Origin of the sequence: Pseudomonas sp. RC10-4-2 (assembly GCF_050433085.1) — a bacterium.
Taxonomy (GTDB): Bacteria; Pseudomonadota; Gammaproteobacteria; order Pseudomonadales; family Pseudomonadaceae; genus Pseudomonas; species Pseudomonas aeruginosa.
This window is the reverse complement of the sequence record NZ_JBNPXX010000007.1, coordinates 141991-158783: the sequence shown is the minus strand read 5'-3', so window position 1 is coordinate 158783 and position 16793 is coordinate 141991. Positions and strand designations below refer to the sequence as shown.

General features: G+C 61.6%; 25 protein-coding genes and 1 tRNA gene. 21 read left to right on the top strand and 5 right to left on the bottom strand.

Features of this window, described 5'->3' with window-relative positions:
• Nucleotides 1-108: 108 nt before the first annotated feature.
• Nucleotides 109-648: a helix-turn-helix domain-containing protein gene (locus tag FHW81_RS26850; protein WP_128549620.1), complete on the top strand. Its 540-nt coding sequence runs from the start codon at nucleotides 109-111 to the stop codon at nucleotides 646-648.
• A 122-nt stretch (nucleotides 649-770) separates the two neighbouring features.
• Nucleotides 771-1304 carry a hypothetical protein gene (locus tag FHW81_RS26845; protein ID WP_128549621.1) on the top strand — a complete coding sequence of 178 codons (534 nt, stop codon included), beginning with the start codon at nucleotides 771-773 and terminating at the stop codon, nucleotides 1302-1304.
• Nucleotides 1305-1390: 86 nt separating this feature from the next.
• Here the strand turns inward: FHW81_RS26845 and FHW81_RS26840 are convergent, their stop codons facing one another.
• Nucleotides 1391-1708 (bottom strand): hypothetical protein, encoded by a 318-nt coding sequence (locus FHW81_RS26840; protein ID WP_128549622.1) that lies wholly within the window; start codon nucleotides 1706-1708, stop codon nucleotides 1391-1393.
• A gap of 317 nt (nucleotides 1709-2025) precedes the next feature.
• A complete protein-coding gene (locus FHW81_RS26835) occupies nucleotides 2026-2382 on the bottom strand; it encodes a helix-turn-helix domain-containing protein (RefSeq protein WP_093976146.1) in 357 nt (118 codons plus the stop codon).
• A gap of 84 nt (nucleotides 2383-2466) precedes the next feature.
• Here FHW81_RS26835 and FHW81_RS26830 point away from each other — a divergent pair, with 84 nt between their 5' ends.
• Nucleotides 2467-2679, top strand: a complete 213-nt coding sequence (locus FHW81_RS26830) for a hypothetical protein (RefSeq protein ID WP_031643139.1) — start codon at nucleotides 2467-2469, stop codon at nucleotides 2677-2679.
• A gap of 29 nt (nucleotides 2680-2708) precedes the next feature.
• Nucleotides 2709-3182, top strand: a complete 474-nt coding sequence (locus FHW81_RS26825; RefSeq protein ID WP_031637512.1) for a YmfL family putative regulatory protein — start codon at nucleotides 2709-2711, stop codon at nucleotides 3180-3182.
• A 7-nt stretch (nucleotides 3183-3189) separates the two neighbouring features.
• Here the strand turns inward: FHW81_RS26825 and FHW81_RS26820 are convergent, their stop codons facing one another.
• On the bottom strand, nucleotides 3190-3408 hold the full coding sequence (locus FHW81_RS26820; RefSeq protein ID WP_023091244.1) for a hypothetical protein: 219 nt from the start codon (nucleotides 3406-3408) through the stop codon (nucleotides 3190-3192).
• On the opposite strand from FHW81_RS26820, the gene FHW81_RS26815 reads away from it, so the two are divergent.
• The 10 genes from FHW81_RS26815 (at nucleotide 3407) to FHW81_RS26770 (ending at nucleotide 10840) form a co-directional block, all read left to right on the top strand.
• On the top strand, nucleotides 3407-3598 hold the full coding sequence (locus FHW81_RS26815) for a hypothetical protein (protein ID WP_023089222.1): 192 nt from the start codon (nucleotides 3407-3409) through the stop codon (nucleotides 3596-3598). The genes FHW81_RS26820 and FHW81_RS26815 overlap by 2 nt on opposite strands.
• Nucleotides 3599-3600: 2 nt before the next feature.
• Complete coding sequence (locus FHW81_RS26810) at nucleotides 3601-3894, top strand: ogr/Delta-like zinc finger family protein (protein WP_003098408.1); 294 nt, start codon at nucleotides 3601-3603, stop codon at nucleotides 3892-3894.
• The gene (locus FHW81_RS26805; protein ID WP_023091242.1) at nucleotides 3891-4241 is read left to right on the top strand and encodes a hypothetical protein; all 351 of its coding nucleotides are present in this window, start codon (nucleotides 3891-3893) and stop codon (nucleotides 4239-4241) included. The genes FHW81_RS26810 and FHW81_RS26805 overlap by 4 nt, the downstream gene beginning before the upstream one ends.
• 70 nt (nucleotides 4242-4311) lie before the next feature.
• Nucleotides 4312-4545 carry a hypothetical protein gene (locus FHW81_RS26800; protein WP_023083441.1) on the top strand — a complete coding sequence of 78 codons (234 nt, stop codon included), beginning with the start codon at nucleotides 4312-4314 and terminating at the stop codon, nucleotides 4543-4545.
• Nucleotides 4542-7262 (top strand): toprim domain-containing protein, encoded by a 2721-nt coding sequence (locus FHW81_RS26795; protein ID WP_128549623.1) that lies wholly within the window; start codon nucleotides 4542-4544, stop codon nucleotides 7260-7262. Before FHW81_RS26800 ends, FHW81_RS26795 begins: the two co-directional genes overlap by 4 nt.
• A 44-nt stretch (nucleotides 7263-7306) precedes the next feature.
• Nucleotides 7307-7660 carry a DUF7673 family protein gene (locus FHW81_RS26790; protein WP_093976144.1) on the top strand — a complete coding sequence of 118 codons (354 nt, stop codon included), beginning with the start codon at nucleotides 7307-7309 and terminating at the stop codon, nucleotides 7658-7660.
• A gap of 11 nt (nucleotides 7661-7671) precedes the next feature.
• Nucleotides 7672-7878 carry a TraR/DksA family transcriptional regulator gene (locus FHW81_RS26785; RefSeq protein WP_031772051.1) on the top strand — a complete coding sequence of 69 codons (207 nt, stop codon included), beginning with the start codon at nucleotides 7672-7674 and terminating at the stop codon, nucleotides 7876-7878.
• Between the two features lie 59 nt (nucleotides 7879-7937).
• Complete coding sequence (locus FHW81_RS26780) at nucleotides 7938-8222, top strand: hypothetical protein (RefSeq protein ID WP_045107862.1); 285 nt, start codon at nucleotides 7938-7940, stop codon at nucleotides 8220-8222.
• Nucleotides 8219-9451, top strand: coding sequence for a phosphoadenosine phosphosulfate reductase family protein (locus FHW81_RS26775; protein ID WP_093976143.1), 1233 nt, complete (start codon nucleotides 8219-8221; stop codon nucleotides 9449-9451). The genes FHW81_RS26780 and FHW81_RS26775 overlap by 4 nt, the downstream gene beginning before the upstream one ends.
• Before the next feature lie 219 nt (nucleotides 9452-9670).
• Nucleotides 9671-10840 (top strand): Arm DNA-binding domain-containing protein, encoded by a 1170-nt coding sequence (locus FHW81_RS26770; RefSeq protein ID WP_089034914.1) that lies wholly within the window; start codon nucleotides 9671-9673, stop codon nucleotides 10838-10840.
• 121 nt (nucleotides 10841-10961) lie between these two features.
• On the opposite strand, the gene FHW81_RS26765 is transcribed toward FHW81_RS26770, so the two are convergent.
• Nucleotides 10962-11051: transfer RNA gene (locus FHW81_RS26765), tRNA-Ser, on the bottom strand.
• A 129-nt stretch (nucleotides 11052-11180) separates the two neighbouring features.
• On the opposite strand from FHW81_RS26765, the gene FHW81_RS26760 reads away from it, so the two are divergent.
• From FHW81_RS26760 to FHW81_RS26730, 7 genes are all read left to right on the top strand, one after another.
• Nucleotides 11181-11849 (top strand): Bax inhibitor-1/YccA family protein, encoded by a 669-nt coding sequence (locus FHW81_RS26760; RefSeq protein WP_003090386.1) that lies wholly within the window; start codon nucleotides 11181-11183, stop codon nucleotides 11847-11849.
• Between the two features lie 110 nt (nucleotides 11850-11959).
• On the top strand, nucleotides 11960-12355 hold the full coding sequence (gene tusD, locus FHW81_RS26755; RefSeq protein ID WP_003090387.1) for a sulfurtransferase complex subunit TusD: 396 nt from the start codon (nucleotides 11960-11962) through the stop codon (nucleotides 12353-12355).
• On the top strand, nucleotides 12352-12711 hold the full coding sequence (tusC, locus tag FHW81_RS26750; protein WP_003090389.1) for a sulfurtransferase complex subunit TusC: 360 nt from the start codon (nucleotides 12352-12354) through the stop codon (nucleotides 12709-12711). The genes tusD and tusC overlap by 4 nt, the downstream gene beginning before the upstream one ends.
• Nucleotides 12711-13016, top strand: a complete 306-nt coding sequence (gene tusB, locus FHW81_RS26745) for a sulfurtransferase complex subunit TusB (RefSeq protein WP_003090391.1) — start codon at nucleotides 12711-12713, stop codon at nucleotides 13014-13016. The genes tusC and tusB overlap by 1 nt, the downstream gene beginning before the upstream one ends.
• On the top strand, nucleotides 13013-13348 hold the full coding sequence (locus tag FHW81_RS26740) for a TusE/DsrC/DsvC family sulfur relay protein (protein WP_003119979.1): 336 nt from the start codon (nucleotides 13013-13015) through the stop codon (nucleotides 13346-13348). Before tusB ends, FHW81_RS26740 begins: the two co-directional genes overlap by 4 nt.
• Nucleotides 13345-14328 carry a glycosyl transferase family protein gene (locus FHW81_RS26735; RefSeq protein WP_003097625.1) on the top strand — a complete coding sequence of 328 codons (984 nt, stop codon included), beginning with the start codon at nucleotides 13345-13347 and terminating at the stop codon, nucleotides 14326-14328. Before FHW81_RS26740 ends, FHW81_RS26735 begins: the two co-directional genes overlap by 4 nt.
• 87 nt (nucleotides 14329-14415) lie before the next feature.
• Entirely contained in the window at nucleotides 14416-15390 is a 975-nt protein-coding gene (locus FHW81_RS26730) for a glutathione S-transferase family protein (protein ID WP_003097628.1), read from the top strand.
• A gap of 4 nt (nucleotides 15391-15394) precedes the next feature.
• Here the strand turns inward: FHW81_RS26730 and cysG are convergent, their stop codons facing one another.
• On the bottom strand, nucleotides 15395-16792 hold the full coding sequence (cysG, locus tag FHW81_RS26725; protein ID WP_003160439.1) for a siroheme synthase CysG: 1398 nt from the start codon (nucleotides 16790-16792) through the stop codon (nucleotides 15395-15397).
• Between the last annotated feature and the right edge of the window lies 1 nt (nucleotide 16793).

Genomic DNA, 16793 nt, shown 5'->3' with positions numbered 1-16793 from the left:
GAGCTCACGCCAGCCCCACCGGTGAGAGTAGCCGTAACAAAACGGATAGGTACCCGCATCAAAGCCAAACCACTAGTTTGCGTGCCGCCATCAATATAAGGGCACACAATGGAAAATATAGAAACAAGAATAGGTGAAGCTCTAGAAGAAACCACCAGAACAATAAAAAACCACTTAAAAGGACCATTCCCAGTATTTCACGAAATATCAATAAGACATCCCATCCCACTGAGCCCAGAGAGAATATACACATCCAAAACAGGAAGCGACCAAAAACAAGGAGCAACATTCAGACTAGCGCTAACACCACAAAATCTATACAAAACAACAATAACAACAAAATACAAAGACACTGAAGTAGACCATACCCATGCAGAAATCTACACATATGCTTTATTTGGAATTCTCATAAGCAATACCAAGAAAAGGACCCCAAACTTATTCATAACCACAGACACCAAGCTAACAAAAAGAGAGCTCGATATATTACGTAGATCAGCAGATGGGCAAACGGCGCTATCGATATCTGAGAAACTAAGTTTATCCCCACACACAGTTAACTCTCATATTAACAGCGCCACTAGAAAGCTTAGATGCAGGAACAAACCTCAAGCCATTGCTTTAGCTGCAATTCTCGAACTCCTCTGACCCTATCAAAACTGTTAGGAGCCAAGAAATTCATTATTTTTTGCCATAGCGATTTCAGGAGCCAAACCTAATCTTCCACTGGCAGAGCAGCCCGCTCTGCTGCCTACTCTAAGGAGATGACTATGACTACTGCAGAAAGCTTCATCAAAAACTTCATTGATGACAATTTTGAAAATCCTGAAGTACAACAACTCTACAAGGAAGCTAAGCTAGGAGAGGACTCTTTCAAAGAAAAACTTGCAGAATCTTACCTGCAGCTTTATAGCCACAAGCAGTCGCAGGAGGTATTCTACAGCAGCGAGAAGCAAAGTTATATCACTGGCGGAGGTGGATCCAGTCTATTTCCAATCACCAAGGATATTAACTTCGGAATAGCATCATTCCACATCGTTGTGAACCAAACGAGCAGCGACGGATACTCTGTCGATGTCACCTCAAAGATTCTGGGTTTTAGTGTCGGCACATCCCGAATGTCATTCGAGAATGGAACTCTTCATCGCGCAGAAGAGATTGGAGGCAGTTCTCTCGGAGCAAGTTATGATGTGAACTTGAAAGTTATTGGTGGATTTGGACTTCAGCTTGAAGCGCACGTATGGGTTAAGATTCCCATTGCAGGCAGAAAGTCCATTGATTTCGGCCCAACCTGGGTTATTTAGTCAGCAGTGAAGAAGACCCCATCAGGCAAATGGTTTGGTGGGGTCATCAAGAATTAAGTGCCTGCAGCACAGGCCAAGCGCTTCCGCTAGTAGTCCTGCTGGTGTTTTTTCAGCTCAGGAAGAGGACCATCCATATCGGCCTGCACCACTATGTCGGACAACACCCATCCCAGTGCCTCATAGGCCTTGAAACAGGTTTCACTGGCGGTGCTGCGGATACCAGGGCGGTACCGGTCCAGATCGCCAAAAACCTCAGTCACCTGGTCAACACTCGAGGCCTGCAACGCGTCCAGCATCCTCTGGTGCAGGTTGTCCATCAGTTCGACCTGGGCGGCCGAGTCAGCCATCGCAACACACGAGACCATCAGTCCGACCGCAGCGGCCATTCCCTTGAGCCAGTTCATACGTCCCTCTCTTCACAGTGGGGCCTTCGGCTACGACCGAAGGCCCATTCAATCAATGCCCCCTGAGAGCGCACGCCAACCGCAGCAGGTCCAGTTGATCCTGCTCGCTCATCTGGCTAAGGCAGATCAGCAGGGCGGTGAGCACGATGGGGTCGATGGGCCTATACATTGGTCTACTCCTTTGACAGGCCACCCGGCGACACGATGTCACCGTGATAGCAGCCCGGGAGTACCCCATTCTTCACATAGGCCCGCGTGCCAGAAGCAGAAATCCACGGTAGGTCGCCCGGGATTTTTTCCCATGCTGGCGAGGTGTCCTATTTGCTTGTACGACGCGACTCAGTTGACTCTGAGATACCTCGCCCCACCCGTAGGTATGCTATTCGGTCTTCTTCCTCCATGGACTTGATGTACCTCAGCACATCAAGTTCCTCCTGACTGAGTGACTCAAGCTCCGCAGGCTGGCGACGCCCAGTTATAACGTAAAGAACATCGACTCCAAGCTCAGCAGCCATAGCTAGAACTGAAGCCCCAATATCCCCGCCGCCACCTTCGTAACCGGCAATAGTCCGCTTGGCCACTCCGACGCGCTGGGCAAACTCATCTTGGTTCAGCCCAATACGCTTGCGCTCAGCCTGTAGCCGAGCGCCTATCTCTTCTCGTGAAAGATGCAAAAAAATTCATCTCCGCTATTGACCAATGCAGAAACGTGCATCATTCTTCGGTTGTCATCACACGAAATTGCACGAATCTGCACTATGCCGAACGCCTACCCGACGGAGCAAGCCCGCGAGGCAGCCCGCAAACACATATCTCGACTGGGCCTTTCAGTCCGGGAATGGGCCGAAAGAAATGGCCTAGGAGAAAGCACCGTCTACGCCGTTCTCAACGGGCAAAAGAAGTGCCTGCGTGGCGAAGCCCACCGCGCAGCCGTGTTGCTCGGGATCAAGGACGGAGTAATCGCACAGTAATGGCCACCAGCTTTGAGAGACACAAGAAGATGAAACGCCCGCTCCTAGAAACGCGGCGCCAGGTGGTCAGCGCGATCATCGGCGCCTATCCCGGAGGTCGCGAATGCGCCGCTGCCCGCCTGGGCCTCGACCTGAAGAAGTTTGATAACCACGCTTACGAGAACGCCGGCAGCAAGCCGCTCAGCGACGACCAGTTGCGCTTGCTCGAGCAGGAGGCCGGAACCACCTTCTTTCCCGAATACATTGCGCAGTTGTATAGCGGCATGTTCGTAGCGCTGAGCCAACCGGAGACACTGGACAACCTCACGCTGTACAGCCGCTCGGTGCGTGCATCAATCAAGCGGGGGGCAGTGGACCTGATCATCGCCAAGGCATTGGAAGACGGGGTGATCGAAGACGCCGAGGCCAAAGCCATCCTTGCAGCCCATGCCAGCTACATGGCCGAGCGCCATGGCGAGGTGCTGGCAGTGGTCGCTCTTCACAGTGAAGGAAGTCTCCGGTGAGACGGTCTCAGCCCTTTCCCAGCCGGGAGCGAATTTCCTTGAGAGCGGTGGCCAGATCATCCACGGCAAAACGGATGTCTTCTGCGTTCACCGCCAACGCTGGAAAGCTACCCGACGCAGTATGCGTTTGTGTCGAGCGCCCGGTCATGACTTTGACCAGTTTGTCGTGGCGCTCCTGCAACCGCTCGATCAAGCGCTGTACGTCCTTTTCAGAGTGATGACCCATGGCAAACCTCAACGACCAAGCTAGAGAAGAACTGCTCAGCGTACTGGACTGTGCTCAGCAGCGGCTAGACACGCTAAGGGAAACAGTCCGTACCGCCAAGGGGACGCTGGCAGACAGCGATATTCGCATCGCAATAGGTGACGCTCTTACGCCATTGAACATCGCCTTCGAGTTCATGGAGGCCCTGTAGTCATGAGCGTCTACAAGCTTGTCTGCCCCTGCTGCCACAGCCGGATGCGGATCCGCTCCTCCGAGGGCCAAACCCCGTGCTTCCGCTCGATGTACGCGCAATGCACAAACGCGCTCTGCGGCGCCACCTTCACCGGCTCCCTGAGCTGGGACTACCAGCTCAGCCCCTCGGGCCTCGAGCGGCCACTGCTGGTGCTCCCCATGGCGCCTTCGAAAACCCGTCAACTGGCACGCCGTGACCTCGCGGCCGCAACCAACCAACTGGACCTACTGGATCATGTGGAGTGCATGCAATGAACGGCACCAACGACTACCGCAGCACCATGCAGCAAGCCGCCGCAACGTACCTGCAGGCCAACGCCAACCAGTATCTGTCCTCCGGCTCCGACCGGTTGTTCGATGCCTGTGTCAACCATTTGGCCAAAGGCCTCGAGGTTCCCCAATTCATAGCCGAACAACTCGCCCAGCGCGCGTGGAATGAAGTCTTCGCAGGGCCAGATCCTATCTGGCTGGGTATCGACTGGGGCCAGGGAGACGACGAGGTGGTTTACCTGATCGACACCCGCAATCACTGCCGCTTCCCGATCCCGGCCCGCTATCTGCCCGCGCACCTGCTCAAACAGCGCCCCCAGCACACCCAGTAATCCCTGAAACACGCCCTACCCACTGCCGTGGGTTTGGGGTAGTTACGCCCAGAATTCGAGGTATTCCGCCATGAGCGGCCACATTTCAATCACCGTCGAAGTGGACCAGAACCAGGCTGAGAAGTATCTGCTCTGGCTGGTCAGCCAGTACGAAGCCACCATGGCCGAGTGCTGGTACGACGATCGCTACCGCTATACGCCGCAGGGTCTACGCGGCAAGCGCATCCTCGAGGACCGCCCACACATTGCCGGCATCTGCCGGACGATCCGCGAACTGCGCAAGCAGATTCGGGGGCACGCATGAAGGAAATGGACCGCGAGCTAAAGGCCGACGTGCTGCGCCGCCTACAGGATCAGTACGGCCTGACGCCGATCAAGGGCACGAAGTACATGCGCAAGGGCGAGTGCCCGACGTGTGGCAAAAAGGAGCTCTACACCCTGGTCGACAGCCCCTGGTTCATCCGCTGCGGGCGCGGCAAGTGCGGCGACACCTGGCACATCAAGGAAATCTATCCGGAGCTCTTCGACGACTGGAGCAAGCGAGCGCCGGCCACCGACAAGGAACCCGCCGCCTCGGCCCGGGCGTACCTAGCCCATGCCCGCGGCTTCGACCTGACGCTGATCGATGGCTGGTACAGCCAGGAAAACTACTGGGACCGTGACCTTGAGATCGGTAGCGCCACAGTCCGTTTCCCATTGAAGAAAGGGGGCTACTGGGAACGCCTGATCGATCGCCCGAGCCGCTTCGGCAAGAAGAAGGCCCGCTTCAAGCCGGGCGACAGCCCGCGCGGCGTCTGGTGGTGCCCACCCAGCGTCGACCTGCAGGAGGTGAAGGAGCTGTGGATCGTCGAAGGTATCTTCGACGCCATCGCGCTGCTGCACCACGGCATCGACGCCGTGTCGGCCATGAGCTCCAACGCCTTCCCCGAGCAGTCCTTGCGCGAGCTCGCGGCAGCCCGTGGCGGCAAGCTGCCGAAACTGATCTGGGCGCTGGACAACGAACCTGGCGCCCACAGGTACACCCGGCGCTGGGTGACCGAAGCGCGTGCCCTGGGCTACGTCTGCGAAGCGGCCCAACTACAGCAGCGCAACAACCGCAAATTCGACTGGAACGACCTGCACCAGCGCTGGATGTTCATCGATGACGCGGCCGAGCGCGCTGCACAAATCGAGAAAGACCTCAAGACCGCGCGTCATGAGGGTGCTCTGCTGATTGCCGAGAGTGCGGCCGAGAAGGCTCTGCTGATGTACGACTGGGGCAAGCGCGGTGAATTCCACTTCCGCTTCGCCAACCGCCTCTACTGGTTCAAGCTGGATATCGAGAAGTTCAACAAGGCCATGCAGAGCCTGGAGGACAGCGACAACCACGACGACCAATTGCTGAACCAGAAACAGATGCGCGACAAGGCCCTGCAGCAAGCCGGCGGCGTCGTGGAAATCGCCAACTGCTTCCCACAGGCCCTGTACTTCCAGCGCAACGAGGTCACAGACGAGAGCTGGTACTACTTTCGCATCGATCGCCCCGACGACGAGAGCGTGAAGAACACCTTCACCAGCGCCCAGGTCGCGGCGGCCAGCGAGTTCAAGAAGCGCCTGCTCGGCGTGGCGGCCGGGGCGATATTCACCGGCAGCGGCGCGCAGCTTGACCAGATCATGAAGCTGCAACTCACCGGCCTGAAGACGGTGGCCACCATCGATTACCTGGGCTACAGCCGGGAGCATGCCTGCTACGTCCTGGGCGACGTGGCGGTGCGCGGTGGCGTAATCGAGAAGGCCAACGCCGAAGACTTCTTCGAGTTCCAGAAGCTGCGGCTGAAGACCCTGCAGCGCTCGATCAAGCTGCAGATCGCCACCGACGCCAAGGACTACCGCCCGGAGTGGCTGGACTGGCTGTGGACCTGCTTCGGCGCCAAGGGCCTGGTGGCGCTGGCGTTCTGGTTCGGCTCGCTGTTCGCGGAGCAGATCCGCGCCGAGTTCCAGTCCTTTCCGTTCCTTGAAGCCACCGGCGAGGCCGGTGCCGGCAAGTCCACGCTGATCACCTTCCTGTGGAAGCTGCTCGGCCGCGCCGACGAAGAGGGCCAGGACCCGTCGAAGATGACCAAGGCGGGCCTGCGCCGCTGGCTAACCCAGCTGTCGAACATGCCCATGGTCATGCTCGAGGCCGACCGCAGCGACAACAGCCGCGCCGGCGGCGCCGCCAAGTCCTTCGACTGGGACGAGTTCAAGCCGCTGTTCAACGGCCGCGCGTTGGGCGTGACCGGCCAGAAGACCGCCGGCAACGAAACCTACGAGCCCCCCTTCCGCGGCACCCTGGTGATGAGTCAGAACGCCACGGTGCAGGCCTCCGAAGCGATCATGACCCGTATCGTGAAGCTGCACTTCATTCGCCCAGAGATCACCCGCGAGAGCCAGGCCGCGGCCGACAACCTCAACCACCTGGGCGTGCTCGAGGTCAGCCACTTCCTGCTGATGGCCATCCGCTCCGAGGCCCGCGTGCTGGAGTGCTTCCGCGAGCGGCTGAAGGTTCACAGCGCGACGCTGCGCGGTCTGAAGCAGATTCGTATCGAGCGGCTGATCCTCAACCACGCGCAGATGATGGCCCTGGTCGACGCGCTGCGCCTGGTGGTGCCGCTGTCCGAGCACCAGCTCGCCTGCGCTCAGCAGACCCTGATGACGATGGCCCTGGAGCGCCAGGACGCCGTCAACGCCGACGCGCCCGAGGTGGCCGAGTTCTGGGAGGTCTACGACTACCTCGAAAACCTCAGCGAAGAGCCGGTGCTCAACCACAGCAAGAACCCCGGAACCATCGCCATCAACCTCAACGAGTTCGTGAAGCTGGCCGCCGACCACCGCCAGAAGGTGGCCGACGCGGCAACCCTGCGCGACCTGCTGAAAGAGTCCCGCCGGCACAAGTTCATCGAATACAAAGCCGTCGACAGTGCCGTGCGTTCGGCACACGCCCGCCAGAACCCTCTCACCAACCGACCCAGCACCGTTAAGTGCTGGATTTTCCAAGCCTGACCGGCGCGGCAACGCCGGAACTGCAACCCCAAAGGAGAGACACCATGCAACCCCTCCCCCATGACTATCTGCAACTGATCCACGACTTCCAGACCAGGCAGCAGGAGAGCGAGGTAGCCGGCCTCACCGCGTTGAAACACCTGCTGCCGATCGCCCAGCGCGACAGCGGCCAGAGCGGCGTGATCGGTCGGTTCCTGCTCGGCCTGTACAACGGCCCAGCCCACCGCTTCGACCTCACCGAGCTGCGCAGACTCGACTCAGCGCTGTTCGATGCGTGCCTGTCCGTGCTGCGTATGGACTACGCCCCGAAACAGGAAGTGCATGAGTACTTCGAAGACGGCGACGCGATCTGGCAGGACCTGAGCAGACGCTGGGCCGCAGCGACACTGCCGGCATAAGGGGGCTGACTGTGGATGTGATCGACCAGGCCAACGAACGGGCCGAGAACATGGTCCAGGCCGCCCTAGCACAGCGAGCGTCCGTTAACGCAGCGCCCAGCGCCCTCTGGTGCGAAGACTGCGGCGAGCGAATCCCCGAGGCTCGCCGCCAGGCCGCCCCGGGTTGTGAGTGCTGCATCAGCTGTCAGGAACTGCGCGAGCACCCCGCGCGGCGTTGAAGAAGAGGCGCCAGGGAGCGGCAACTCCCTGGCGCCGACCACCCCAAAGGAGAGACACCATGCAAGCGAATCAGCCTCAAGGCGGCGGCGCCAAGGCTAGCACAACCACGTCGTCGGCCCGCACTCGTCCAGCGATGGCCAGCAAGCGGCTGGACCTTCCGAGCATCTGTGATATCTGCGGCAACGCACGTTCCACCGGCAAGCATCAGCGCTGCAGCCGGATTCGCCAACAGGCCAAGGCGGTCGAGTGGGCCAGCTACATGGCCAACCTTGCGGCCAGGAAAGCGCAGGGAGGCATCGCCCTTTTGGAGCGGAGCTCTGCCCAGACGGAGACGCATCAGTGAAGACCTTTACCCCGCGTCAAAACGACATCTTCGCCGCCGGCGCCCAGCGCCTGCAGATGACCGAGAGCATTGAACTGACAATCCAATCCCTACAGGCCTATGGCGCCGATCATGAGCATTGGGCCATTGCCTGGTCGGGCGGTAAGGACAGCAGCGCCACTGTCACTCTGGTGCTCTATCTGATCGACGCCGGGAAAGTGAAAGCGCCGAAAACCTTGACCGTGTTCTATGCCGATACCCGTCTGGAATTGCTGCCGCTGGCGAACTCTGCGCGTCACCTCATGGACGAGCTGGAAGAGCGTGGCATCCACGTCGAAGTGGTCATGGCCCCGCTCGACAAGCGCTTCATGGTCTACATCCTCGGTAGGGGCGTGCCACCGCCGAACAACAACACGCTTCGCTGGTGCACCCGGCAAATCAAGGTCGACCCGATGGTCACCGCCCTCGAGCAACGCCTGGCCGCGCTCGACGGCAACGTGTTGATGATCACTGGCGTACGCCAGGGCGAGAGCGCAATACGCGACAAACGCATCGAGATGTCATGCGGTAAGGATGGAGCAGAGTGCGGCCAGGGCTGGTATCAAAAGGTTCTACCCGAGGCAAAGGGCATCAAGGGACGCATCGCCACGCTCGCACCGCTTCTGCACTGGCGGGTCTGTCATGTCTGGGAATGGCTGAAGCACTGGGCCCCCCTGCCCGAATTCGGCGACTGGTCTACCACCATGATCGCCGACGCCTACGGCGGCGACGAGGCCGAGGAAATCAACGCGCGCACCGGTTGCACCAGTTGCCCGCTGACTGATGAAGACAAGGCGCTCGACACGATCCTGCTGGTTCCGTACTGGCAGTACCTGGCGCCGCTCAAGCGCATCAAGCCGCTGTGGCGCGAGTTGCGCGAACCCCAGCATCGTCTACGCAAGGCCGGCATCGAGCGGCTGAAGGACGGCAGCATCGCCGCGAACCCCCAGCGTATGGGACCGATTCTGCTGGAGTCCCGCTTGATGGGCCTGGAGCGCGTACTGGCCATCCAGGCCGAATGCAACGCCGCAGCCGACCCCCTCGGTCGCCCTCACATCGACCTGATCAACGCCGAGGAAGAGGCCCGCATCCGCGAGCTGATCGCCGCCGGAACCTGGCCGGATGGCTGGGACGGCGACGAGCCAATCGCCATCACCCCTCTCGACAAAGTCTTCGCCGACGGCGCGGTACAGCCGCTGCTGTTCTGTTAAGGGGATATTCATGCACGAACTACTCAAAATGCTAGACAGCCCTCGCAGCCTGTTGAACTTCTCTCTCGCGACTTTGGTTGTCTTCATCCTGTACTTCATGGTGTTGACTGAATGGTAGAGAGCTACCAGAAACAGGCAACGAATCTTCTTGGCCCGCTTGCGGGCCTATTTTTTGGAGGCTTGATAGCCTGAACGCTTGGTGTGGATCAGGGGAACCAGATGGCAGACGGAGTCGAGGTACGCGGAAACCGGATCAGGATCTACTTCCGCTACCAGGGCGAGCTGTGTAGGGAGTCCATACCAGGGGACGCAACGCCCGAGAATATAGCCAATGCCGAACGGCTGGCCGGCATCATCAACTACGAGATCAAGCAAGGAGTCTTCAACTACAGCCGACACTTCCCGGACTCACCCCGGGTGAAAAGCAACACCCTCGGCCATTACATCGACCTCTGGCTCGATATCAAACGCAACCAGATCGCCGCCAGCGGCTTCCGCGGCTACACCAGCCGCGTGGAAACCCACGTCCGACCTCGCTGGGGTGACAGCCAGGCCGACAGCATCGACCACCTGGATATTCAAGACTGGGTGCAGAACACGCTCATGCCCAAGCTGCACAACAAGACGGTGCGAGAGATCGTCAGCAACCTGCGGCAGATCTTCCGGCTGTATCGAACTCGGAACCGGACCGCGCACGACCCAACAGACGGCATCGTGATCACTCTCCCGGATGCGGATGACCCAGACCCATTCACTCGAGAGGAAATCGACCTCATCCTCGGTACCGAAACCGCGCGCATCGGTGAGCTGAACCTGGCGGAATTCATGATCTGGAGCGGCCCCCGCGTCAGCGAGGCCATAGCTCTGGCCTGGGAAGATGTCGATTTGGACACGGGGACCGTGGTTTTCCGCCGCGCCCGTGTACGCAGCCAGTACAAGGTCACCAAGACTCGCCGATCGACGAGGAAGGTCCAGCTACTGGCCCCGGCGCTGCGCGCACTGCAGCAGCAGGCCAAGCTAACCAGACGCCTTCCGCCCGTACAGATCGAGGTGATAGACCGCGACAACCGGACTAGAAAGGCTCAACGGGTACGCTTCGTGTTCCACAACAGTGCTAGCGGGGCGGCGTACTCCACGTCGGATACGCTGCGCAACGGCTGGTGGCATGGCCACCTCAGGAATGCGGGCGTCCGCTCGCGTGGTCCCAATCAGTGCCGCCACACCTTCGCCAGCCAGATGCTCAGCAGCGGCATCGCCACTCCCGAATGGATCGCGGACCAGATGGGGCACACCTCGACGGCGATGATCTTCAAGCATTACGCCAAGTGGATCAGCAAGGACGGCCCCGACATCGTAGGTCTGCTGAATCAGGCGCTGAAACTTTCCTGAAGCAACGAAAAAGGGGCCTTGCGGGGCCCCTTTTTTCTGCGCCTCGTTCCCAATTTGTTCCCAAATCGTTCACTTCTGAGAGTGGGTCGAATGAAAACATCAATGAAAACATAAGGTTATATGGCGGAGGCGGTGAGATTCGAACTCACGGAAGAGTCTCCCCTTCGACGGTTTTCAAGACCGTTGCCTTAAACCACTCGGCCACACCTCCGCATCGCGGGGCGCCATAGTACCGGATAGCAACACACTGTCAAACTCTATCGATTGGCCCTGGCAGAGGCTTTGCTATCATGCCCATCAGTACGTCATGGACCCGTTCCCGTTAAGGAGTACCCACACCATGCAAGAACAGCAATATCAGCTGAACTCCGCCGTCGCGGAACAGCGTGAAGTCAGCGGCGTTCTGCGCAATACCTACGGCCTGCTGGCACTCACCCTGGCCTTCAGCGGCCTGGTGGCCTACGTTTCGCAGCAGATGCGCCTGCCCTATCCGAACGTGTTCGTGGTGCTGATCGGCTTCTACGGCCTGTTCTTCCTCACCGTGAAGCTGCGCAACAGCGCCTGGGGCCTGGTCAGCACTTTCGCCCTGACCGGCTTCATGGGCTACACGCTCGGCCCGATCCTCAACATGTACCTCGGCCTGCCCAACGGCGGCAGCGTCATCACTTCGGCGTTCGCCATGACCGCCCTGGTGTTCTTCGGCCTGTCCGCCTATGTGCTGACCACCCGCAAGGACATGAGCTTCCTGTCCGGCTTCATCACCGCCGGCTTCTTCGTCCTGCTGGGCGCCGTGCTGGTATCGCTGTTCTTCCAGATCAGTGGCCTGCAACTGGCGATCAGCGCCGGCTTCGTCCTGTTCTCCTCGGCGATGATCCTCTACCAGACCAGCGCGATCATCCACGGCGGCGAACGCAACTACATCATGGCCACCATCAGCCTGTACGTGTCGATCTACAACCTGTTCATCAGCCTGTTGCAGATCTTCGGCATCGCCGGCGGCGACGACTGATAGAAAACGCCTCCGGAAAAGCCCGTCCCCGCGACGGGCTTTTTCATTTGCGGACCGGCAAAACACAGGCATTGGTTTATCATTCGAAGAAATCCTTCGCGTATCGCAGCATGAAATTCGCCATCGCCCTATTCGACCCTCCCCACTCCCCCGCCGCCCGCCGCGCGCTGCGCTTCAGCGAAGCCGCGCTGGCCGGCGGGCACGAAATCGTCCGCCTGTTCTTCTACCAGGACGGCGTGCACAGCGCCTCGGCCAACGTCGTGAGCGGCCAGGACGAGTTCGACCTGCCCGCCGCCTGGCGCGAGTTGGTCGAGCGCAACGGCCTGGACGCCGTGGTCTGCATCGCCGCCGCCCTGCGCCGCGGCGTGCTGAACGCCGAGGAAGCCGAACGCTACGGCCGTCCCGGCGCCAACCTTGGCGCACCATGGGAACTGTCCGGACTCGGCCAGTTGCACGAGGCGGCGCAAAGCGCGGACCGCCTGGTCTGCTTCGGAGGCGACCGATGAGCCAGTCGCTGCTGATCATCAGCCGCCAGTCGCCCTGGTCCGGCCCGAGCGCCCGCGAGGCGCTGGACATAGCCCTGGCCGGCGGCGCCTTCGATCTACCGGTCGGCATGCTGTTCCTCGACGACGGCGCGTTCCAGCTGGCTCCCGGCCAGCATCCTGCGCACCTGCAGCAGAAGGACCTGCAGGCCAACCTGCAGGCCCTGCCGATGTTCGGCGTGGACGACCTCTACGTCTCGGCCCGTAGCCTGCGCGAGCGTGGCCTGGCTGAAGAGCGCCTGGCCCTCGCGGTCGAGGTGCTCGACGACCAGGCCCTGCGCGACCTGCTGCAACGCTACGACCAGGTGATTACCCTCTGATGGCCACGACCCTCCACGTACTGTCCCGCTCGCCGTTCAATGACGGCCGCCTGGGCAGTTGCCTGTACCTGCTCAACCCCGGCGACGGCCTGCTGCTCTGCGGCGACGCCGTGCACGCCCTGCTGGCCGGCAGCCACGCCTGCCAGGCCCTGGAACTGATGCCGGCGGAAATCGAACTGTTCGCCCTGCTGGAAGACCTCCAGGCGCGCGGTATCGAGGACGTCCCCGCTCGCCTGGTGGCGGTGGACTACCCCGGCTTCGTCGAACTCGCCACCCGCTTCGACAAGGTCAACAGTTGGCTATGACGCTCCTTATGCTGGAAGGCCGGGAAATCCGGCTGGACAAGGACGGCTACCTCGCCGCCCTCGACGATTGGTCGGAGCCGGTGGCGGAAGCCCTGGCCGCCCGCGAGGAGCTGGCCCTGACCGCCGAGCACTGGGAGATTCTCCAACTGCTCCGCGAGTTCTATGCGGAGTTCCAGCTGTCTCCGGCCAACCGCCCGCTGATCAAGTACGTCGCCCAGCGACTGGGTCCGGACAAGGGCAACAGCCTGCACCTCAACCACCTGTTCAAGGGCGCCCCGGCCAAGCTTGGCGCGAAGCTGGCCGGCCTGCCGAAACCGAGCAACTGTCTATGACTCTCTCGACTCCCGCCGAACATCCGTTCGCCCAGTTCGTCCGCATCCTCGGCAAAGGCAAGCGCGGAGCGCGCAGCCTGACCCGGGAGGAAGCCCGCGAGGCCCTCGGCATGATCCTCGACGGCAGGGTCGAGGACGCCCAGCTGGGCGCCTTCCTCATGCTCCTGCGGCACAAGGAGGAAAGCAGCGAGGAACTGGCCGGTTTCACCGAGGCGGTGCGCGAACGCCTGCAAGTCCCGTCCTTGCGCGTCGACCTCGACTGGCCCAGTTACGCCGGCAAGAAGCGCCACCTGCCTTGGTACCTGCTGGCCGCCAAATGCCTGGCCGGCCATGGCGTGCGCATCCTCATGCACGGCGGCGGCGCGCATACCGCCGGACGCCTGTACAGCGAACAGTTGCTGGCGGCGCTGGAGATCCCGCTCTGCCACGACTGGCTGCAGGTAGAACAGGCCCTGGAGCGCGGCCACCTGGCGTTCATTCCGCTCGGCGCCTGGATGCCGGTGCTGCAACGCATGATTGATCTGCGCAATACCCTCGGCCTGCGCTCGCCGATCCATTCGCTGGTTCGCCTGCTCAACCCCCTGAATGCGGATTGCATCCTGCAGAGCATCTTCCACCCCGGTTACCAGGAAACCCACCGCGAGGCCAGCCGCCTGCTCGGCGACCGGGCCATCGTCATCAAGGGCGAAGGCGGCGAGATCGAAGTCAACCCGGACGTCGTCGCCCACCTGTATGGTTGCGACCAGGGCGAAGCCTGGGACGAGGAATGGCCGGCATTGTCGACGCACCGGCACATGAAGCCGGAACAGCTCGACCCGGGTTTCCTTCGGGCCGTCTGGGACGGCCGCGAAGGCGACGCCTATGGCCACCTGGCGGTGCTCTCCAGCATGGCCCTGGCGCTACGGGCCCTTGGCAAGAATCGCGAAGAAGCCTTCAAGGAAGCCGCACACTACTGGGCGACCCGAAACGAATCGATCTGATCGATACGAATAGCCCTTTATTTATATAAATTTATCGATCGCCCGACACTAGACTGTTCCTCCAACGACGTATGGAGGAACCCGCTCATGGGACAGTTGATCGATGGCCGCTGGCACGACCAGTGGTATGACACACAGAAAGACGGCCGCTTCCAGCGCGAAAACGCCCAGCGCCGCCATTGGCTGGGCGAGCCGGCGTTCCCCGCCGAGGGCGGGCGCTACCATCTCTATGTCTCGCTGGCCTGCCCCTGGGCCCATCGGACCCTGATCGTGCGCAAGCTGAAGGGGCTGGAGTCGCTGGTCGATGTTTCGGTGGTCAGTTGGCTGATGCGCGAGAACGGCTGGACCTTCGACCCCGCCCACGGCTCCACCGGCGATCGCCTCGACGGCCTGGCCTTTCTGCACCAGCGCTACACCCGCGACGACCCGCACTACAGCGGCCGGGTCACGGTGCCGCTGCTGTGGGACAAGCAGGCGCAGAAGATCGTCAACAACGAATCAGCCGATATCGTCCGCATCTTCAACAGCGCCTTCGACGCCATCGGCGCCAACGCGCTGGACTTCTACCCGGAGCCGCTGCGCGAGGAGATCGAACGCCTCAACGGACGCATCTATCCTGCGGTCAACAACGGCGTGTACCGTGCTGGCTTCGCCACTCGCCAGGACGCCTACGAGGAGGCCTTCGTCCAGTTGTTCGAGGAGCTGGACTACCTGGAAGGCTTGCTCGGCGAACGCCGCTACCTGGCCGGCGAATACCTGACCGAGGCCGATATCCGCCTGTTCACCACCCTGGTGCGCTTCGATGCGGTGTACCACGGACACTTCAAGTGCAACCTGCGGCGCATCGAAGACTACCCGAATCTCTCCGGCTGGTTGCGCGAGCTGTACCAACGCCCGGGCATCGGCGAGACAGTGGACTTCGAACATATCAAGGGGCACTACTACGCCAGCCACCGCACCATCAACCCGACCGGGATAGTACCGCTGGGCCCGCGTCTCGACCTGGCGCGCGCGCCAGGCCGGGAACGACTTCCCGGCAAGGGCATCTGGGGAGAAGGCTGAAGGCTCAGGCGTCCTCGCGGGCGCCTTCGAACCAGGCCAGCTTGTCGCGCAGTTGCACGACTTCGCCGACGATCACCAGGGTCGGCGCATGCACTTCGTGCTCAGCCACCAGTTGCGGCAGGTTTTCCAGGGTTCCGGTGAATACCCGCTGCTGGGCGGTGGTCCCCTGCTGGATCAGCGCCGCCGGGGTCTGTGCGGAGCGACCGTGGGCGACCAGTTGCTCGCAGATCACCGGCAATCCCACCAGGCCCATGTAGAACACCAGGGTCTGGCCAGGCGCTACCAGGTCCTGCCACGGCAGGTCGGTGGTGCCGTCCTTCAGATGACCGGTGACGAAACGAACCGATTGCGCATGATCGCGATGAGTCAGTGGAATCCCGGCGTAGGCCGCGCAGCCGCTGGCCGCGGTGATTCCCGGCACGACCTGGAAAGGTATGCCGTGGGCAGCCAGTTCGTCGATTTCCTCACCGCCGCGGCCGAAGATGAACGGGTCGCCACCCTTCAGGCGCAGCACGCGCTTGCCCTGGCTGGCCAGCTCCACCAGCAGGCGGTTGATCCGATCCTGCGGCACCGCATGTTCGGCGCGGCGCTTGCCGACGTACAGGCGTTCGGCATCGCGGCGGCATAATTCGAGGATCGACGGCGCCACCAGGCGATCGTAGAGCACCACGTCGGCCTGCTGCATCAGGCGCAGGGCACGGAACGTCAGCAGGTCCGGATCCCCCGGCCCGGCCCCGACCAGATATACCTCGCCCGTGGCTATGTGCGCGAGGCCGCCGGCCAGGTGCTCCTCCAGGAGACGCTCGGCTTCCGCCGGACGGCCGGCCAGGACACGCTCGGCGATCTCGCCCTGGAACAGGTTTTCCCAGAACACCCGGCGCTGCTGCAGGTCGGGTAGCAATTCCTTGACCCGGTGGCGGAAGCGGCTGGCGAGTCCGGCCAGTTGCCCGTAGGTCGAGGGAATCCAGGTTTCCAGTTTGGCCCGGATCAGCCGCGCCAGCACGGGCGCATCGCCGCCGCTGGAGACCGCCACCACCAGCGGCGAACGGTCGACGATGGCCGGGAAGATCACGCTGCACAGGGCCGGCGCGTCCACCACGTTGACCGGTATCCCGCGCGCATTGGCCGCTCGCGACACCTCGGCGTTCAGCGGTTCGTCGTCGGTGGCGGCGATGATCAGGACGCAGCCGGGCTGGTCGCCGTCCTGGTAGTCGCGTTCGAGCAGCTCGCCGCCGCCCTGCTCCACCAGATGCCGCAGTTCGATGTGGATCTGCGGCGCGACCACGCGCAGGCGCGCGCCGGCGTCGGCCAGCAGGCGCGCCTTGCGCAGGGCGACTTCGCCGCCACCGACCACCAGCGCGAGGCGCCCTTGCAAGGAGTGGAACAGCGGCAGGAAATCCATG

Excerpts from the sequence above, each read along its gene's own strand:
- FHW81_RS26760 (WP_003090386.1), top strand. The coding sequence starts at position 11,181 with ATGCAAGAACAGCAATATCAGCTGAACTCCGCCGTCGCGGAACAGCGT.
- FHW81_RS26770 (WP_089034914.1), top strand. The coding sequence starts at position 9,671 with ATGGCAGACGGAGTCGAGGTACGCGGAAACCGGATCAGGATCTACTTC.
- tusD (WP_003090387.1), top strand. The coding sequence starts at position 11,960 with ATGAAATTCGCCATCGCCCTATTCGACCCTCCCCACTCCCCCGCCGCC.
- tusB (WP_003090391.1), top strand. The coding sequence starts at position 12,711 with ATGGCCACGACCCTCCACGTACTGTCCCGCTCGCCGTTCAATGACGGC.
- FHW81_RS26790 (WP_093976144.1), top strand. The coding sequence starts at position 7,307 with ATGCAACCCCTCCCCCATGACTATCTGCAACTGATCCACGACTTCCAG.
- FHW81_RS26840 (WP_128549622.1), bottom strand. The coding sequence starts at position 1,708 with ATGAACTGGCTCAAGGGAATGGCCGCTGCGGTCGGACTGATGGTCTCG.
- tusC (WP_003090389.1), top strand. The coding sequence starts at position 12,352 with ATGAGCCAGTCGCTGCTGATCATCAGCCGCCAGTCGCCCTGGTCCGGC.
- FHW81_RS26830 (WP_031643139.1), top strand. The coding sequence starts at position 2,467 with ATGCCGAACGCCTACCCGACGGAGCAAGCCCGCGAGGCAGCCCGCAAA.
- FHW81_RS26850 (WP_128549620.1), top strand. The coding sequence starts at position 109 with ATGGAAAATATAGAAACAAGAATAGGTGAAGCTCTAGAAGAAACCACC.
- FHW81_RS26805 (WP_023091242.1), top strand. The coding sequence starts at position 3,891 with ATGAACGGCACCAACGACTACCGCAGCACCATGCAGCAAGCCGCCGCA.
- FHW81_RS26845 (WP_128549621.1), top strand. The coding sequence starts at position 771 with ATGACTACTGCAGAAAGCTTCATCAAAAACTTCATTGATGACAATTTT.
- FHW81_RS26815 (WP_023089222.1), top strand. The coding sequence starts at position 3,407 with ATGGCAAACCTCAACGACCAAGCTAGAGAAGAACTGCTCAGCGTACTG.
- cysG (WP_003160439.1), bottom strand. The coding sequence starts at position 16,792 with ATGGATTTCCTGCCGCTGTTCCACTCCTTGCAAGGGCGCCTCGCGCTG.
- FHW81_RS26740 (WP_003119979.1), top strand. The coding sequence starts at position 13,013 with ATGACGCTCCTTATGCTGGAAGGCCGGGAAATCCGGCTGGACAAGGAC.
- FHW81_RS26825 (WP_031637512.1), top strand. The coding sequence starts at position 2,709 with ATGAAACGCCCGCTCCTAGAAACGCGGCGCCAGGTGGTCAGCGCGATC.
- FHW81_RS26810 (WP_003098408.1), top strand. The coding sequence starts at position 3,601 with ATGAGCGTCTACAAGCTTGTCTGCCCCTGCTGCCACAGCCGGATGCGG.
- FHW81_RS26730 (WP_003097628.1), top strand. The coding sequence starts at position 14,416 with ATGGGACAGTTGATCGATGGCCGCTGGCACGACCAGTGGTATGACACA.
- FHW81_RS26795 (WP_128549623.1), top strand. The coding sequence starts at position 4,542 with ATGAAGGAAATGGACCGCGAGCTAAAGGCCGACGTGCTGCGCCGCCTA.
- FHW81_RS26735 (WP_003097625.1), top strand. The coding sequence starts at position 13,345 with ATGACTCTCTCGACTCCCGCCGAACATCCGTTCGCCCAGTTCGTCCGC.
- FHW81_RS26780 (WP_045107862.1), top strand. The coding sequence starts at position 7,938 with ATGCAAGCGAATCAGCCTCAAGGCGGCGGCGCCAAGGCTAGCACAACC.
- FHW81_RS26800 (WP_023083441.1), top strand. The coding sequence starts at position 4,312 with ATGAGCGGCCACATTTCAATCACCGTCGAAGTGGACCAGAACCAGGCT.
- FHW81_RS26820 (WP_023091244.1), bottom strand. The coding sequence starts at position 3,408 with ATGGGTCATCACTCTGAAAAGGACGTACAGCGCTTGATCGAGCGGTTG.